Source organism: Flintibacter porci (assembly GCF_041925195.1).
Lineage (GTDB): Bacteria > Bacillota > Clostridia > Oscillospirales > Oscillospiraceae > Lawsonibacter > Lawsonibacter porci.
Genome location: NZ_JBHEVB010000002.1, coordinates 19,095 through 36,461 on the forward strand (window position 1 = coordinate 19,095; position 17,367 = coordinate 36,461).

General features: G+C 59.7%; 15 protein-coding genes. 2 read left to right on the top strand and 13 right to left on the bottom strand.

The genetic code is table 11. The features are described from left to right. The first annotated feature begins 303 nt into the window (after positions 1-303). Positions 304-888 (top strand): helix-turn-helix domain-containing protein, encoded by a 585-nt coding sequence (locus ACEVJL_RS01990; RefSeq protein WP_374736715.1) that lies wholly within the window; start codon positions 304-306, stop codon positions 886-888. A gap of 54 nt (positions 889-942) precedes the next feature. Next, positions 943-1,686 carry a tRNA threonylcarbamoyladenosine dehydratase gene (locus tag ACEVJL_RS01995; RefSeq protein ID WP_374736716.1) on the top strand — a complete coding sequence of 248 codons (744 nt, stop codon included), beginning with the start codon at positions 943-945 and terminating at the stop codon, positions 1,684-1,686. Positions 1,687-1,742: 56 nt separating this feature from the next. Here ACEVJL_RS01995 and ACEVJL_RS02000 read toward each other — a convergent pair whose 3' ends face one another. From ACEVJL_RS02000 to def, 13 genes are all read right to left on the bottom strand, one after another. Next, positions 1,743-2,351, bottom strand: coding sequence for a LysE/ArgO family amino acid transporter (locus ACEVJL_RS02000; protein WP_374736717.1), 609 nt, complete (start codon positions 2,349-2,351; stop codon positions 1,743-1,745). A 69-nt stretch (positions 2,352-2,420) separates the two neighbouring features. Further along, on the bottom strand, positions 2,421-3,644 hold the full coding sequence (gene tyrS / locus ACEVJL_RS02005) for a tyrosine--tRNA ligase (RefSeq protein WP_235398372.1): 1,224 nt from the start codon (positions 3,642-3,644) through the stop codon (positions 2,421-2,423). Positions 3,645-3,661: 17 nt separating this feature from the next. Beyond that, positions 3,662-4,528, bottom strand: coding sequence for a DMT family transporter (locus ACEVJL_RS02010; protein WP_020989671.1), 867 nt, complete (start codon positions 4,526-4,528; stop codon positions 3,662-3,664). Positions 4,529-4,947: 419 nt separating this feature from the next. Then, the gene (locus tag ACEVJL_RS02015) at positions 4,948-6,120 is read right to left on the bottom strand and encodes an NAD(P)-dependent malic enzyme (RefSeq protein ID WP_374736718.1); all 1,173 of its coding nucleotides are present in this window, start codon (positions 6,118-6,120) and stop codon (positions 4,948-4,950) included. Between the two features lie 147 nt (positions 6,121-6,267). Then, positions 6,268-7,746: a stage IV sporulation protein A gene (gene spoIVA / locus ACEVJL_RS02020; protein ID WP_328246325.1), complete on the bottom strand. Its 1,479-nt coding sequence runs from the start codon at positions 7,744-7,746 to the stop codon at positions 6,268-6,270. Positions 7,747-7,874: 128 nt separating this feature from the next. Further along, on the bottom strand, positions 7,875-9,401 hold the full coding sequence (locus ACEVJL_RS02025) for a DUF3794 and LysM peptidoglycan-binding domain-containing protein (protein ID WP_374736719.1): 1,527 nt from the start codon (positions 9,399-9,401) through the stop codon (positions 7,875-7,877). A gap of 325 nt (positions 9,402-9,726) precedes the next feature. Beyond that, positions 9,727-10,608 carry a ribosome small subunit-dependent GTPase A gene (rsgA, locus tag ACEVJL_RS02030; RefSeq protein WP_302668320.1) on the bottom strand — a complete coding sequence of 294 codons (882 nt, stop codon included), beginning with the start codon at positions 10,606-10,608 and terminating at the stop codon, positions 9,727-9,729. Then, positions 10,608-12,635, bottom strand: a complete 2,028-nt coding sequence (gene pknB / locus ACEVJL_RS02035; protein WP_374736720.1) for a Stk1 family PASTA domain-containing Ser/Thr kinase — start codon at positions 12,633-12,635, stop codon at positions 10,608-10,610. Before pknB ends, rsgA begins: the two co-directional genes overlap by 1 nt. A 69-nt stretch (positions 12,636-12,704) precedes the next feature. After that, complete coding sequence (locus ACEVJL_RS02040; RefSeq protein ID WP_008980882.1) at positions 12,705-13,433, bottom strand: Stp1/IreP family PP2C-type Ser/Thr phosphatase; 729 nt, start codon at positions 13,431-13,433, stop codon at positions 12,705-12,707. Next, positions 13,430-14,506 (bottom strand): dual-specificity RNA methyltransferase RlmN, encoded by a 1,077-nt coding sequence (gene rlmN / locus ACEVJL_RS02045; RefSeq protein WP_020989675.1) that lies wholly within the window; start codon positions 14,504-14,506, stop codon positions 13,430-13,432. Before rlmN ends, ACEVJL_RS02040 begins: the two co-directional genes overlap by 4 nt. Further along, a complete protein-coding gene (gene rsmB / locus ACEVJL_RS02050) occupies positions 14,503-15,840 on the bottom strand; it encodes a 16S rRNA (cytosine(967)-C(5))-methyltransferase RsmB (protein ID WP_374736721.1) in 1,338 nt (445 codons plus the stop codon). The genes rlmN and rsmB overlap by 4 nt, the downstream gene beginning before the upstream one ends. A gap of 97 nt (positions 15,841-15,937) precedes the next feature. After that, complete coding sequence (fmt, locus tag ACEVJL_RS02055; protein WP_325207425.1) at positions 15,938-16,861, bottom strand: methionyl-tRNA formyltransferase; 924 nt, start codon at positions 16,859-16,861, stop codon at positions 15,938-15,940. Next, positions 16,858-17,361 (bottom strand): peptide deformylase, encoded by a 504-nt coding sequence (gene def / locus ACEVJL_RS02060; protein WP_020989676.1) that lies wholly within the window; start codon positions 17,359-17,361, stop codon positions 16,858-16,860. The genes fmt and def overlap by 4 nt, the downstream gene beginning before the upstream one ends. Positions 17,362-17,367: the final 6 nt, after the last annotated feature.

A 17,367-nucleotide genomic window follows, 5' to 3' on the forward strand; every position in this document is an offset into this window, starting at 1 on the left:
AATGATCCCTGGTCCCTTTTGCCTCGGGCCACTGGGCTCTGCCTGGTCTGAAATTTGATTTCCAACTGCGCTGTACGAACCCCGCCTGGTTCAGTGGAGCCAGGGTAACGTACAGGCGAGGGGTGGAGCTTTTCCTACACATCCTTTGCCTACGGGCGAGAGGCAAAGCGAAGCTTTGCAGAAAGCTTTTTTGCCTACTTTTTTCTCGAAAAAAGTAGGTAAACGGGGCGTCGGTTGGCAAACAGGCTATTCTCTGGTATGCTGTGTGAGACGGACAAATTTCATTACCTGGAGGAAACCTATATGGACTATGAAAAAATCGGTGCTCTGATCCGAAGCCTTCGCACCCAGCAGGGCCTGACCCAGCGGGAACTGGCCCAGCAGCTGACGGTGAGTGACAAGGCGGTGTCCAAGTGGGAGCGCGGCCAGGGCTGTCCGGACGTCTCCCTGCTCCCCAGCCTGGCCCAGATTCTGGGTGTGGAGGTGGAGGGCCTGCTGGCCGGGGAGCTCCTGGAAAATGAACAAACCGGAGGAACCATGAAAAACCTGAACTTTTATGTCTGCCCCACCTGCGGCAACATCCTTACCTCTGCCGTGGGCGCGGCTGTCACCTGCTGCGGCAAGAAGCTCGCCCCTCTGGAGGCCGTGAAAGCACCCGAGGAAGCGCGCCTCAATGTAGAGCTTATCGAGAACGACTACTTCGTCTCCTCCTCCCACCCCATGACCAAGGAGCACTACGTCTCCTTCGTCGCCCTGGTAACAGGAGACACCCTGATCCTGCGGCGGCTCTACCCGGAGTGGGACCTGCAAACCCGCCTGCCCCGAATCGGCCATGGGAAGCTCTTTTGGTACTGCGTCCAGCACGGCCTGCACTACCAGCTGGTGTAACCGGCCTATGTGTGGTATACTAAGAAAACCACATCATTTGTAAGGAGTTTTTCTATGGCAGACCAGTTTTCCCGTACCCGCCTTTTGGTTGGAGACGAGCCTCTCGCCCGTCTGGCCGCCGCCAAAGTAGCGGTGTTTGGCGTAGGCGGTGTTGGCGGATTTTGTATTGAGGCTCTAGCACGCGCAGGCGTAGGCACTTTACACCTCTATGACGACGACACCGTCTCTGAGAGCAACTTAAACCGCCAGATTGTCGCCCTCCACTCCACCATCGGCCAGCCCAAGGCAGAGGTGATGGCCCGGCGGATACTGGACATCAACCCCGCCTGCCAAGTGGAAGTATTCCGGATGTTTTACCTGCCGGAAAACGCCGATCAGGTGGATCTGAGCCAGTATGACTACGTGGTGGATTGCATCGATACCGTGGCGGCCAAGCTGGATTTAGCGGAAAGGTGTACCACTTTACAAGTTCCAATTCTCAGTGCAATGGGCTCGGGCAACAAACTGGACCCCACCGCCTTCCGTGTCACCGACCTGAGTAAGACCCAGGGCTGTCCCTTGGCCCGGGTCATGCGCAAGGAGCTGCGGAAACGGGGCATCACCCACCTGAAGGTAGTCTACTCTACGGAGGAACCCCTCACTCCTCTCCAGCCCGCCGAGGAGGAAGCTCCCGCCGGAACAGACACCCGGCCTCGCTCCACCGCCCGCCGGGCCACCCCCGGCTCCATTTCCTTCGTCCCCGCTGCCGCCGGACTGGTGGCGGCCAGCGCAGTCATTCGGGATCTGGGCGGGTTTTAAGGCAGAAATTTTTCGATAAAAAGAGTGCTGCGACCGAAAAGCCGCAGCACTCTTTTTTATAGAAGCTGAATGAAATTCCACATCAGCTTACATCCGTAGAAAATAATGATCACACCGCACACAACATTGATCATCCGTAGCGTTTTGGCGTTAAAACGGTCACTGAACAAAGAAATAGCAAGGGTGATGCCCGTGAACCAGAGACAGGATGCAATTCCCACGCCGGAAATAAACGGGATAGACTGTTGGGCAGGCAGGGTCACATGGAATGCCCCCAACATCATGGTCCCATCGATGATGGCCTGAGGATTGAACCAAGTCACCACACAAGCGGAGGATATGGTTTTCCGTATGGAATCCGTTGTTTTGGAGCGGTCGATCTCCTCCGCTTTTGCCCGGAGCAGCCCGATGCCGATGTAGATCACAATGAGGCTTCCTACACACAGGATCACCATCTGCAGCCATTGGTAACGCTCCATCACCGCGCCGATTCCAAAGAAGCAGGCAAAGGCCAGCGTCACATCAAAGAAAATGACGATCCAAGCAGTAAGCAAGGCACGGCGGCGTGTGTGGGTCAACGCGGAGTTTATCACAAACAAATTCTGCAGACCAATGGGAGCCACATAGGCAAGCCCCATGGTCAATCCCTGAAAAAAATATCCCATTGTTGTTCCCGCCTATCGTTTTATATGAAAAGGGCCGGGGCTTTACCCCGGCCCAAATTCTTATGGTTTTTACATCTGAACCCGGTGATAGACCTTCTTGCCCTTGCGGACCATGATGCCATCGCCGGACAGGTCGTCGGCGGTGTAGCGGGTATTTACGTCGGACACCTTCTCATCGTTGACGGTAACGCCGCCCTGCTCCACCAGACGGCGAGCTTCCTTCTTGGAGGGAGCCAGCTTGCAGGTGACCATCAGGTCCAGAATACCGATGGAGCCGTCGGTGAGGTTGTCAGCGGTGAGAGTAGTGGTAGGCACGTTGCTCATGTCGCCGCCGCCCACAAACAGAGCCTTGGCCGCGTCCTGAGCCTTCTTGGCCTCCTCTTCCCCGTGGACCAGCTTGGTGAGCTCAAAGGCCAGGATCTCCTTGGCAGTGTTGAGCTGGCTGCCCTCCCACTTGTCCATCTCGTCGATCTGCTCCAGAGGCAGGAAGGTGAGCATACGCAGGCACTTGAGCACGTCCTGATCGCCCACGTTGCGCCAGTACTGATAGAACTCGTAGGGAGAAGTCTTGTTGGGATCCAGCCACACGGCGCCCTTGGCGGTCTTGCCCATCTTCTTGCCCTCGGAGTTGAGCAGCAGAGTGATGGTCATGGCGTGGGCATCCTTGCCCAGCTTGCGGCGGATGAGTTCGGTGCCGCCCAGCATATTGGACCACTGGTCGTCGCCGCCGAACTGCATGTTGCAGCCGTAGTGCTGGAAGAGGTAGTAGAAGTCGTAGGACTGCATGATCATGTAGTTGAACTCCAGGAAGCTCAGACCCTTCTCCATGCGCTGCTCGTAGCACTTGGCCCGGAGCATGTTGTTGACGGAGAAGCAGGCGCCCACGTCCCGCAGCAGGTCGATGTAGTTCAGACCCAGCAGCCAGTCGGCGTTGTTCACCATCTGAGCCTTGCCCTCGCCGAACTCAATGAAGCGCTCCATCTGCTTCTTGAAGCAGTCGCAGTTGTGCTGGATGGTCTCAGGGGTCATCATGGAACGCATATCGGTACGGCCGGAGGGGTCGCCGATGTAGCCGGTGCCGCCGCCGATCAAAGCGATGGGACGGTTGCCTGCCATCTGCAGGCGCTTCATCAGGCACAGAGCCATAAAGTGGCCCACGTGCAGGGAGTCGGCGGTGGGGTCAAAGCCGATGTAGAAGACGGCCTTGCCCTCGTTGATCATTTTGGAGATCTCTTCCTCGTTAGTGACCTGGGCGATGAGGCCGCGGGCCTTCAGTTCTTCATAGCAAGTCATTTTCCTTTACTCCTTTATCAAATCAGTTCATTTGCTTGTATTTCTTCTGGTTTTTGCTTTTTTGCCCGGCAGACATTGTAGACGATGACGCCGCCAATGACGATAGCCGCCCCAATGAGTGCCATGGGGCCCATTTTCTCCCCATAGAATACCGCCACAAGGATGGGATTGAGCACCGGCTCAATGCCGGAGACCAAGCTGGCCGTGACAGGAGGGGTGGTTTTGAGGCCGATGGTCAGCAAAATATAGGCCACCGCCACCTGGAATACGCCAAGTACCAAAAGGCTAGTAATCGCAGTAGGTGAAAAGTCAGTTTCCTTCACAAGAAACGGCAGTCCGGTTATGGCTGAGAGCACATCTCCCCAGAAAACAGAGGAGATGGCGTCGCTGTCAGGCATGTCATTGAGCAGGAACACCCCGGCGTAGGCCAGGCCGGACAACAGGGCCAGCACATTGCCCAGCCCTCCTCCCATCTCCAGGCTGTCCAAAAAGAAGAATACCACGCCGCCAAAGACCACCACACAGGTGATCACATCCAGCTTATCGGGCCGACGGTGAAAAAACAGCAGGGTAATAAGCAGCACAAAAATGGGTGCGGTAAACTGGAGCACGATGGTGTTGGCCGCCGTGGTCAGCTTGTTGGCGATGGAAAACAGGGCATTACAGCCAAAGACGGAGATGGCACCCAGAGCGACCCAGCGGTTTAGGCGCAGGGGATGCTTGACCCAGATGAGATAAGCCCCGATCACCACCAGGGCAATGGCGGTGCGGCTGCCGTTGATGGCCATGCCGCCCCAGGGGATGAGTTTGATGCACAGTCCCCCAATGCTGTAAAGCAGTGCCGCGGCAAATACACACAGGGTGCCCTTTTGGCTCTTGGTCATATCATGCCCCCTTTCTATGCAAAAAGCCCTCTGTCCGAAGATTCGGACAGAGGGCATAGCAATGCGGTACCACCTCTGGTTCGTCCCTGCCTCGCAGCAGAGACCTCATGGAGTGCGTGACTCCCTTCGCAATAACGGGCGAAACCCGGCCTGTCCCCTACCCACGCAGGAAATGCGCTTCGGGCGGCTGCTCCAAGGGGTAATTTCACAAAGCGTCCTCTCCCCCTTTCACCAGCCGGGGGCTCTCTGCACAGGGTGATGCCTTGCTAAGGTTCCTTTTCTTCGCAGTATAAGAACTTTATCACAGTTTTTTCCCTTTGTCAACCGCTGGAAGGAGGTACCCCTTTTTTACTCTTTCAGAGGCGAAACGCAGTTTCGCACAAAGTTCTTTTGCCTACTTTTCTTTCAAGAAAAGTAGGTTACAGTCTGGCGACACCAGTCTTCCGTGCAGCCTCGGCCACCGCCTTAGCCACCGCAGGCACAACACGCTTGTCAAAGGCGGCGGGGATGATGTTGTTCTCGTTAAGCTCATCATCGGGAATGATGGAGGCCAACGCCATGGCGGCGGCCATCTTCATCTCCTCGTTTATATCGCTGGCCCGTACATCCAGAGCACCGCGGAAAATGCCCGGGAAGGCCAGGACGTTGTTGATCTGGTTGGGGTAATCGCTGCGTCCGGTGGAGACCACCTTGGCTCCGCCCGCTTTGGCATCCTCGGGGAAGATCTCGGGGGTGGGGTTGGCGCAGGCAAAGACGATGGCGTCCTTGTTCATGGTCTTGACCATCTCGGTGGTCACCAGGTTGGGAGCGGACACGCCGATGAACACATCCGCACCCACCAGCATGTCGGCCAGATTGCCCTTGCGCTTTTCCAGATTGGTGCGCTTGGCGATCTCCTGCTGGGCCCAGTTCATTTCGGGGTTGCCCTCATACAGGGCGCCAAACTTGTCGCACAGGGTAATGTCCTTGAAGCCAGCCTCCAGCAGCAGCTTGGTGATGGAGATGGCGGCGGAACCGGCTCCGGAGAAGACCACCCGGACCTCCTCCTTCTTCTTCCCTACCACCTTCAGAGCATTGGTCAAACCAGCCAGAGCAATGATGGCAGTGCCGTGCTGGTCGTCGTGGAAGACGGGGATGTCACACATCTCCTTCAGGCGGCGCTCAATTTCAAAGCACCGGGGTGCGGCGATATCCTCCAGGTTGATGCCGCCGAAAGACCCGGAGATATTGTACACGGTCTGGACAAACTCGTCCACGTCCTTGGTCTTGACACAAAGAGGGAACGCATCCACATCGGCAAAGCGCTTGAAGAGCACGCACTTGCCCTCCATGACGGGCATACCAGCCTCGGGGCCAATGTCGCCCAGGCCCAACACGGCAGTACCGTCGGTGATGACGGCCACCAGGTTGTGGCGGCGGGTCAGCTCATAACTCTTCTCGGGGTGCTTCTGGATCTCCAGGCAGGGCTGGGCCACGCCGGGGGTGTAGGCCAGAGACAGTTCCTCCTTGTTGCCCGCAGGCACAGTGGCCACCACTTCAATTTTACCCTTCCACTCCCCGTGCAGACGCAGGGACTCCTTCGCATAATCCATAACAGTTCCTCTCTTTCTATGTAAGTCAACAAAATATTTGTTTTGTTTCCTCGTCCTTCATTTGGGACATAGTATGTTTTATTATACCACCCCCTGCCCCCGCTCCGCAACCGAAAAGCGCCTCCCAGAACCGGGAGGCGCTTTTCCTTATAAAATAATGCAGATGAGTCCGCCGGAGCCCTCGTTGATGATGCGCTGGAGCGTTTCCCGCAGCTTCTCCCGGGCGTCCTCGGGCATACGCTTGACCTTGGCGTTCAGGTCCTCCCCCACCAGCTCGTGGAAGGACTTACCGAAGATATTGGACTGCCAAATCTTGGCCGTGTCCCCCTCAAATTCCTGGAGCAGATAGTGGATCATCTCCTCGCTCTGCTTCTCGCTGCCCACGATGGGCGAGACTTCCGTCTCAATATCCGCCCGGATCATGTGTATAGAGGGGGCGCTTGCTTTCAGCCGCACGCCATAGCGTCCCCCCTGGCGTACGATCTCCGGCTCCTCCAGTACCAGGGAATCGATGGATGGCACGACAATTCCGTACCCCGTCTCCTCCACTTCCTTAAGGGCGTCGGCTACTTTGTCATAGGAGGCCTTCACCTGAGCCAGCTGGGTAAGCAGCGCCATCAGATCTCCGTCGTTGCCGATCTGGAAGCCCGACTGCTGGGAGATGGTGTCGTAGAACAGAGACCTGGGCAGCTCCAGGCTGGCACAGGCTAAACCGGTACCCAAATCGATGGAGGTCACCCGCGCCTGGCTGACCTGTTCGCACTCCCGCATAGAGGCTACCGCCTGCTCCACGTCCCGGATGCGTCCCAACTGACCCGCTCCCTGGCGGATAGCCTCGTAGAGAGCGGCCTTGATGGGGTGCTCCTGAGGCAGAGCATCCACCCAGGGAGGCAGGAACAGGTCCATCTCTTTTAGTGGGAACTCATAGAGCACCTGCTTGAGCAGAGCGCTCACGTCTTCCTCTTCCATCTCCAAGCAGTTGGCGGCCACACAGGTGACCTGGTGGCGCTGGGCGATCTCGTCCCGGATGGCCTGAGTCCGCTGGGAATTTGGGTGAGCGGAGTTTAGAAGTACCAGGAAAGGCTTGCCCAGCTCCTTCAGCTCCCGGATCACCCGCTCCTCCGCCTCCAGATAGTCCTCCCGGGGAATCTCGGTGATGGTGCCGTCGGTGGTGACCACGATACCGATGGTGGAGTGCTCGGCGATCACCTTTCGGGTGCCTACCTCGGCGGCCTCAGACATGGGGATCTCATGGTCAAACCATGGAGTGGTGACCATGCGCTCGGTCTCCCCCTCCAGCTGTCCCACTGCTCCGGGCACCATGTAGCCCACACAGTCAATGAGCCGCACCTGGAACGCCGCCGAGGCGTCCATGGATACGGTCACCGCCTCCTCAGGAACAAACTTGGGCTCTGCCGTCATGATGGTCCGCCCGGAGCCGCTCTGAGGCAGCTCATCCCGGGCTCGCTCCCGGCGATAGACGTTGTCGATGTTGGGGATGACCAGACTCTCCATCACCCGTTTGATGAAGGTGGACTTCCCGGTGCGCACCGGCCCCACCACACCGATGTAGATATCGCCGTCGGTCCGACGGGCGATATCCTCATAGATTTTGCGCTCTTCCACTGCCATTCCTCCCTTTTGGCTTGCCTTGGTATTTCGTTACACTGTATGAGGATAAGCTGTAGAATATGCCCTGTTTCCGGGAGCACAGAAAAACGCGCCCCGTCTCCGGGGCGCGTGTGTGGTATGGATTAAAAAGAAGATGGGATCAGCAGCATCTTCCCGGTGGGCAGGCTTCCCTCCTCCAGCTGATTGGCCTGAAGGATCTGATGCTGGGTGGTGGCGTAGGCCTTGGCGATGTCCCACAGAGTCTCCCCCGGCGCGGCCAGACGCAGCACCACCGAGGGTTGCTGCCCCTCCTGTTTTCCTCTTGGCTCCCCCAGGACGGCGGAGCTCACCGCCAAGGCCCGCTGGGGCTGGAGCAGCTGGAACTGGAACTCAGCGGTAAAACGCACCTCCAGCCCGCCTGCTGCCGGAGTGGCAAACACCTCCCCCGGACACAACAGATGACAGCGGCACACCGCCCCGGCGGGCGCTTCCACCCGGCAGCTGAGAGGCAGAGTGCGCTGGAAGGCCTGCAGGTTCTCCTCCTCGTCCAGATAGAGCACCGTCACCAGGGCCGGTCCGGTGAGGATTACCTCGTTGCCCTCTCGGCTCTGGGTGATCTCTCCCAGGTTGACCCAGCTGTCCACCACACTCCGGGGCAACGACCCGGTCTCTAACAGCTCCCGCACATTCTGGGCACGGCTGGACTGGTCCAGCAGCTTCCATAGGGTGTGCTCCTCCCGGGCCACCTGGGTCTCCCAGGCGGTGCTGTACAGATCCTGTAAAAGCTGCATCGGCCGGTGGCACCACACCTGGGCCTGAGCCAGCACGTCCAGGGTGACCTCTACGCTTCGTCCGTCCTCTCCGCTGGGCAGACAGGTAAACTGGGTCAGCTCCAGATCCATCTGGCACTCGCTCCCCTCACCCACGCCGGGGATCTCCATCACCTGAGAGAAGGGCATGGACTCCCGGTAGGGAGTCAGAGCGCCCCCTGCCTCCTGGACCAGCAGTTGGAGCTCCACTGTACCCTTGAATATCAGCTTGCTGCCGATAAGCTTACACTCCCCGCACACCGTCTGGGCCTGACAGGCCATTACTTCCATGCCCTCCCCCTGGCCGCCGTTGAGGCGGATCTGGTCGGTGAAGGTAAAGGGCTTCTCCTGGACGGCGCTGAGCTGATAGGTCTCCGCCTGGGCGATCATCTGCTCCACCTTGTGCTCCTCCGGCTCCAGCACAGCCTGGCAGCACATGTTCTCCGTGGGCTGGAAGGCGGTGATCTCCACCGCCAGGTCCACCCGCAGCAGTACCTTTCGGGGATTGAGGGCCCGGGCCTCCGCGCCCCGTACCCGGGCGCAGGCGGATACCATCCCCTGTTGGGTGAGCGTGGGGGCATCCATCTGGCTGGTAAAGGGCAGGGCGGCCTCCAGACGGCGCAGTCCGCCTCCCTCCTCCGGCTGGTAGAGTACCACCGCCCGCACACTGCCGCTGGCCTCGGCCAGTCCATCCCGTGCCTGCTTGCCGTTCAGGGTGGCCTGGGCACACACGGCCACGATACGCAGAATGTCCGGACAGGCATCGGGCACAATGGTCTCCAGAGTTTCCTCCTGGCACACCGTCCCGCTTGCCGCCACTTCGTAGCAGTGGGTCACTTCCCGGTCAAATTCCAATTCCATACTGTCCTCTCCCTTTTCCTTGAGTGTCCCGCCGCGGCGGGCTATCCGGCTTTGGGACACTATATGCGCCGGAGATGCCGCTTATGCCCAAAAACAGTTGCTCCCCCCTTCAAGCCCACAGGCTTGAAAGGGGGAGGTCCCTCACGGCTCCCGATGCAGGCCAAATAGCCGCCGCAGCAGTCCCCGCAGACATTTCGGAGAACGTACCACCACAATGCCCATCTACTTATGCCTCCCTCCTGACAGACTGTACTTTAGTATATGGTCCAGTCCTCCGCCTTGACACAAAAAAAGCGGAACGCCCAAAGGCGTTCCGCAAAAAAGTTTATTTCCGTTCCCAGTCAGGGATCTGCTTGGCCTGCTCGTAGAGGCGCACATAGCTCTCGTGGCGGCTTTTGGCGATCTCTCCCGCCTTCACCGCCGCCAGCACCGCGCACCCCTTTTCCTTTACATGGGCACAGTCCTGAAACTGGCACTGGTCCACATAGGGTGCAAACTCCCGGAACCGTCCGGCCAGCTCCTCCTTGCGGCACAGCTCCATCTTGTCCACGTCAAAGGACGAGAACCCCGGGGTGTCCGCGACGACTCCGCCGCAGCTCAGCCGCACCAGCTCCACGTGGCGGGTGGTGTGCCGTCCCCGGCCCAGCTTGTCGCTGACCTCTCCGGTCTTCAGGGCGATGCCCGGCTCCAGGGCATTGAGGATGCTGGACTTTCCTACGCCGGAGTTTCCGGTAAAGGCAGATACCTTGCCAGAAATCAACTCCTTGAGCTGGTCCATGCCCTCTCCGGTCTCGGCGCTCACTTCCAGCGCCTGGTAGCCTGCCCTACGGTAGAGGGCGGCCAGCTCCGCTCCGGAAGCCAGATCGCACTTGTTCACGCACACGATGCTCTCGCAGTGGTTTCCCTCGGCAATGGCGATGACCCGGTCGATGAGGAAGGGATCGGTTACCGGAATGGACTGGGATGCAATGATGACCAGCTGGTCGATGTTGGCCACGGCGGGCCGGGCAAACTGGTTTTTCCGGGGCAGGATGGCATCCAGAGCTCCCTGGCCGTTATCCAGGGGGGTGAATTCCACCCGGTCCCCCACCAGAGGGGTAATTTTCTCATGGCGCAGCTTGCCTCGTCCCCGGCAGGCGGTGATGGTGCCGCTGCCGTCGTCCACATAGTAGAAGCCGCTCAGGGCCTTAAAAATGATTCCTTCCATCAGCTGTCAAAGTCCACGGTCTGGTCGTATGCCTTGGCGCCATCGATATACACGGTGTACACCTGCTTACCGGTCCCCTTCAGGTCCAGCTGGAAGCCGCCCTCCAGGTTGGTATCGTAGGTTCCGCTGTGGACCTTATTGCCCTGAGAATCGTAGACATCCACGTTGACCACCGCACCGGCGTCCGGCAGGGTGAAGCTGACCGTCTTGGTGACCTCGGTGGGAATCGGCTGGCTGTTGGGGTCGGGACCGTCGCTGATGATGATGTTGATGGCCGTGCCCTGGTCCACCTTGGTGCCCTCGTTCACCGACTGGAAGCACACCTGGCCCTTGGGGTAATCATTGCTGTACTCGTGATCCACACTTCCAACATCCAGGCCCTTGCTGGTCAGCATCTTTCGGGCCATATCCTCCGTTTGTCCCAGCAGCCCGGGCATATCCACCTGCTCAGTCTTCTTGCCCAGGCTGACCACCAGAACCACAGTGTCTCCGTCCGAGAGGACAGAGTCCTTCTCAGGAATGGTAGAGATCACGCGGTCCTTCTCGATCTCATCGCTATACTCCGTTCTGGATCTGAAGTCGATGTTCAGGGTTATGCCATTCTCTTTAGCCAACGACTTCAGATCCGCACTGGCGGTGACGTAGTCTTTGTCCGCCAGATCTGGCATGAGCACCTCATCGCTCTGTCCGGTGCTGACCACCACCTGAATGACCGTACCGGTATCCGCAGTAATCGCACTGTTGGCGGTAGGATCCTGCGAGAGGATGGTACCCGCAGGCTTGTCGCTCTCCTTCTCCTGCACGATCTCCAGGGTAAAATCGCCCAGCAGATTGGTATCCACGGAAGCCTCACTGTACAGAAGGCCGGTCACCGTAGGTACCCGCTTGGTGTTCCCACCCTGGAAGCTGCCGGAAAAGACCGTGGAGAACACGATGAAGACCAGAGCGGCTACAAACACCAGAATGGCAGCCACCGCGCCGATCACCGGCCAGTTGGGGCCGCGGCGCTCCTCCTCTTCATCTTCCTCCTCTTCCTCAATGCGGCGGGCTCGCCGATCCTGACGCTCCGTTCTGGAGACAGGCGTCTCTCTGCGCCCACTGGAGGTACGGGGAGGAACGGTGTGGATCTGAGTGCGGTCCACGTCCTCCTCCTCTTCGGGGTGGAAGTCGTTGGGGCTGAAATCAAAGTTGATATTGGGGTTTTTTCGGAACTCCTCCAAATCGGCCAGCATAGCGTCGGCGGAGGGGTAACGGTTGTCCGGGTTGGGGGCCATGGCCTTCATGGTGATGGCCTCCAGCGCCTCGGGAATGGTGGGATCGATCTCCCGGGGGGAGAGCGGAATGGAATTGATATGCTGGATGGCCACCGAAACAGGGGTATCCCCCTCAAAGGGCAGGCGGCCGGTAATCATCTCATAGAGGACCACACCGGCAGAGTACAAATCGGAGCGCTCGTCAATGTGGCTGCCCCTGGCCTGCTCAGGAGAAATGTAGTGTACCGATCCAAGAGCCTCCTGGGTGAGGGTGCTGTGCCCTCCGGAGGTCACCCGGGCAATGCCGAAGTCGGCCACCTTCACGCTGCCGTCCCGGAGCACCATGATGTTATGGGGTTTGATGTCCCGGTGGATGATGCCGCGGCTGTGGGCGTGCCCCAGCGCCTTGACGATCTGGGTGATGAAGTGCAGGGCCTCCCGCCAGTTGAGCTTGTTCCCCTTCTTCTGCATGTACTGCTTCAGGGTGATGCCGTCGATGAGCTCCATGACGATGTACTCGATATCGGAGGAGCGGCTGACGTCGTACACGGCCACAATGTTGGGGTGAGACAGCATGGCAACAGCCTGAGACTCATCGTGGAAACGGCGGCGCAGCTCTGCGTCCTGGGCCAGATCGTCCCGCAGGATCTTCAGGGCCACCAGACGGTTGAGCCGATGGCAGCGGGCCTTATAGACCCGGGCCATACCGCCCACGCCGATGAGCTCCAGGATTTCATATCGATTGTCGAGTAATTTACCGATGTACTGATCCATGGTAAATATCCTCCTTTGTAGGCTTTCCCAGTCGGACTGGGGATTGACTGGTTTGGGCTTGACAGAATATCAGCACTGGATCAGCACCGCCGTCACGTTGTCCGGCGCCCCCCGGTGCAAAGCGATATCCAGCAGGCGGCGGCAGCAGGTGCATGCCTCGCCTCCGTGGATCACCTCGTACAAGATCTCCTGCTCGGAGACCACATTGCTCAGCCCGTCGCTGCACAGCAGCAAAAAGTCCCCTTCGTTCAGCTTCTGCCGGAACAAATCGGCCCGCAGCTCAGGGTCCGCGCCCAAAGCGCGGGTAATGAGATTCTTATGGGGATGGGTTCTGGCCTGGTCGGGGGTCAGCTCGCCTCGCTCCACCAGATCCTCCACCAGAGAGTGGTCACGGGTCACCCGGACGATGCCGCCCTCCTCGGAGAGGTGGTAGGCGCGGCTGTCTCCCTCGTTGAGGATCAGGGCCTGCCCCTCCTCCACCAGAGCGGCCACCATGGTGGTGCCCATCCCGGCGCAGTCAGGTTCAGTAACCGCGCGGCGGAAGACTTGTTCATTGGCGGTGGCCGCAGGGCGCTCCATCCGGCTGCGGTCCGACAGGCCGCTGCGGCCCTCGTCCTGCAAAAATTCCCGCATGAAGATGTCCACCGCCATGGAACTGGCCACATTTCCTGCCTTGGCTCCGCCCATGCCGTCGCACACCAGGGCCACCACCCGCCCGTCGGGCAGGACCTGGTGGGCAAAGGCGTCCTGATTCTGTGTCCGGATCACACCGCGGTCGGTGATACCCCACACATTCATGGCACATCTTCCTTTCTTCCGGCGGCCCTGGGGCCGCCCTTACGTTCTCTTGCTTGTTCCCCCATGGCCTTACGCCGCAGCTGTCCGCAGGAGGCATCGATGTCGCTGCCCAGCCGGCGGCGGACCGTGACGGTGACGCCGTGGCTCTCCAGACGTTTCTGGAACGCCGCCACCCGGCGGCTTGGCTTCAGGGGACTCTCCTCCACGTCGTTGAGAGGGATGAGGTTCACATGCCCCGGCATCCCTTTCAGCAGACCGGCCAGCAGGTCGGCCTGGCGGTCGGAGTCGTTGACCCCGTCGATCATGGCGTACTCATAGGAGATCCGCCGCCCGGTGGTTTCAAAGTACCGGCGGCAGGTGTCCATCAACCGCTCCACTCCCACCGCGCGGTTCACCGGCATAATTTTGGACCGGGTCTCGTCATCGGGAGCATGCAGGGAGACAGACAACGTTAATTGTAACCCACGTTGGGCCAATTTGTCAATTTGATCTACTAATCCGCAGGTGGACAGGGAGATGTGGCGCATGCCGATGTTCAATCCCTCGGGGTGGTTGACCAGGGTGAGGAACTTCATCACCGTGTCATAGTTGTCCAGAGGCTCGCCGATGCCCATGAGCACAATGTTGGAGATGGGCGCCCCGCTGTCCAGCTGGGTGAAGAGCACCTGGTCCACCATCTCAGCGGGGGTAAGGTTTCGCACCTTGCCAGCCAGTGTGGAGGCGCAGAAGGCGCAGCCCATGCGGCAGCCCACCTGGCTGGAGACGCAGACGGTGTTGCCGTGCTTATAGCGCATGAGCACCGTCTCAATGCAGTTGCCGTCCCCCAGCTCCCACAGGTATTTGATGGTGCCGTCCAGCTGGGACACCTGCTTGCGCGCCACCTTGGGCACGGTAAGAAAACAGGTCTCCTTCAGCTTTTCCCTCAGCGATTTGGACAGGTCGGTCATCTCGTCAAAGGAGGTGACTCCCCGGTAGATCCAGCGAAAAATCTGCTTGGCACGGAAACCTGGCTCTCCCTGGCTTTTGAGCCAGGCGGTCAGCTCCTCCAGGGTCATGGATTTGATATCGGTCAAGGGGCCTCCCCTACCTTTCGCAGTTTACAGATGAAGAATCCGTCCGTTTGGTGGACCTGGGGCCAGAGGGTGATCTCCCCTGCCTCCACCCGCCCTGCCACTCCGGGCAGTTCAAAGGCCTCCCGGACAAACTCCGGGTGCTTTTCCAAAAAGGCGGACACGATCTCCCCGTTCTCCCGGGGCAGGATGGTACAGGTGGAGTACATCAGCACTCCGCCCGGCTTTACATAGCCCGCCGCGTTCTCCAAAATTGCCTGCTGGACCTGGGGCAGGTCTTCCAGGGGCTTGGGATCCTTGTAGCGGATATCCGGCTTTTTCCGGATGACACCCAGACCGGAACAGGGCGCGTCCACCAGCACCAGATCAAAGGCGGACACCCACTCCTCCCGCCGCACCTTGCCGTCGGCAGTCATAGGCTTGATAATGCTGAGGCCCAGCCGGTCGGCTCCGGCCTGAATGAGCTTCTTTTTATGGGGATGGAGGTCGCAGGAGATGACCTCTCCCTGATTGTCCATCTGGATGGCGGCGGCAAAACTCTTGCCGCCGGGCGCGGCGCACATATCCAGCACCCGCATCCCGGGCGCGGCACCGGAAGCCAGAGCCATCAGCCGGGAAGCCGGGTCCTGAATGTAGAAGAGGCCCTGCTCATAGGCATCCAGCCGCTCCAGGTTGCCCGTCTTATTTAAGATGAGGCAGTTCTCCAGCCAGGGATGGGGCGTGACCTCCACCCCCTGCTCAGCCAGCAGCTCCGTTGCCTCCTGGACGGCAGCCTTGGTGGTGTTCACCATGGCGGTCATGGGCGGCTGGCTGTTGTTAGCCTGGAGAAACTCCGCTGTTCCCTCGCTGCCCAGCAGAGGCAGCAGCTCCTCCACCAGCCACACCGGGTGGCTGTACAGGATGCTGAAATACTCCGCCAGATCATTTTGCGGGATGGTCGGCAGCTGGTTCAAATTCCGCTGCAAGCTGCGCAGAATGGCGTTGACCATCCCCGGCGCTCTGGGGTTCTTGCAGTGGGTGCGGGTGAGCTCCACCGAGCAGTTCACCGCCGCGCTCTGGGGGATTTTGCTGAGAAACAGCATCTGGTAAAGCCCCAGGCGCAGGGCCTGGACCACCTTGCTCTCCATGCGCCGCAGAGGGATGTTGGAGAACTTGGAGATATAAAAGTCCAGCAGCATCTCGTTCTGCACCACTCCGAAGCACAGCTGGGTGGCCAAAGCGGCCTCCCGGCCCTCCAGTCCCCCGGCGGCCAGCTGCTTTTTCAGCGCGCCGTCCGACCAGCCCCCCTGCCGCTGGCAGGTATTCAGCGTCAACAGTGCCGCCTCCCGTGCGTCCATCTCGTTCGCCCCTTCTCTTTCTCTTAAGTCATTGGTACACCTTATTTGTAATGGGTTTTTACCTTACGAAATTTGTTGCTTTGCTCCGGTTTGCACCTCAGCCTACCGTCACAGGGTGTCCGGCCAGATAGTTGGCTGCCGACATCCGCCTGGAGCCGGGAGCCTGAATTTCTGTCAAGCGAATTACCTTGCCATCCCCACAGGCCACGTCGATTCCCGTCTTGTTGGCAGCGATCACAGTACCGGGAGCCTTTCCGGTCTCGATCCCCGGTTCCTCCACGGCGAACACCTTGATGGTGTCCCCCAAAATATCGGTGGAGGTGGCGGGCCAGGGGGTCAGACCCCGGACCTGGTTGTGAATCTCCTTGGCGCTGCGGCTCCAGTCGATAGGGCTGAGCGCCCGGGAGAGCATGGGCGCCAGGGTAGCCTGGCTGTGGTCCTGGGGGGTGCGCTTGGCGGTACCGGCAACGATGTCGGCCACCACCTTCACCAGCAGCTCCCCGCCCAGCTGGGCCAGGCGGTCATGGACCGCCTCTACATTTTCATCCGGGTCGATGGGGGTCTTCACCTGGTCGATGATGTCCCCCGCATCCAGCTCGGTGGCCATGTGCATGATGGTCACGCCGGTCTCCTTCTCCCCGTTCACCACCGCCCAGTTGATGGGGGCAGCCCCACGATACTTGGGCAGCAGGGACGAGTGGACGTTGATGCACCCCTTGGGAGGCAGGGCCAGAATGTCGTCGGGAAGAATGCGTCCATAGGCCGCCACCACGATGAGTTCCGGATTGAGCTCCTGGAGCTGAGCCAGAGCGGTACCGTCCCGCAGCTTGGTGGGCTGGAAAACGGGGATATTGTGGCTCTGGGCACACACCTTTACCGCCGGGGGCTGGAGCTTGTTCTGGTGCCGTCCTACCGGCTTATCGGGCTGACAGAACACCCCGCACACCTCATGTCCCGCCGCCACCAGGGCCTCCAGGGAGGGAACGGCGAAGTCAGGGGTGCCCATAAAGACGATTCTCATTCCATCTCCTCCTGGGCCTGCTCATCCATCAGCTCGTCCAGCTCCTCGCTGTTGTAGAGCTTGTCGGTGAGCTCGGTGTAAAGGTGGCCGTCCAGATGGGCCAGCTCGTGGCAGAAGCAGCGGGCGGTGAGACCGGTACCCTCCGCCTCATACTCCTTGCCAAAGCGGTCCTGGGCCTTCACCTTCACCCACTCGGGGCGCTTCACAAAGCCCCACAGGCCGGGCACGGACAGGCAGCCCTCCAGGCCGTCCTGCTCTCCCTGCTGGGCCACGATCTCGGGGTTTACCAGCTCCAGCACCTCGTCGGCCTCGTTGATGACGATAACCACCCGGCGCAGAATGCCCACCTGAGGGGCAGCCAGTCCCACGCCACCGGCCTCAGCCAGGGTCTCTTTCATATCATCGATCAGGTCCCACAGCTTCTGATCAAATTTCGTTACAGGGTGGCACACCTTAGTGAGGGCGCTCTCTCCCCGGGTCAGAATCTCTCGAATGGCCATTTCCAT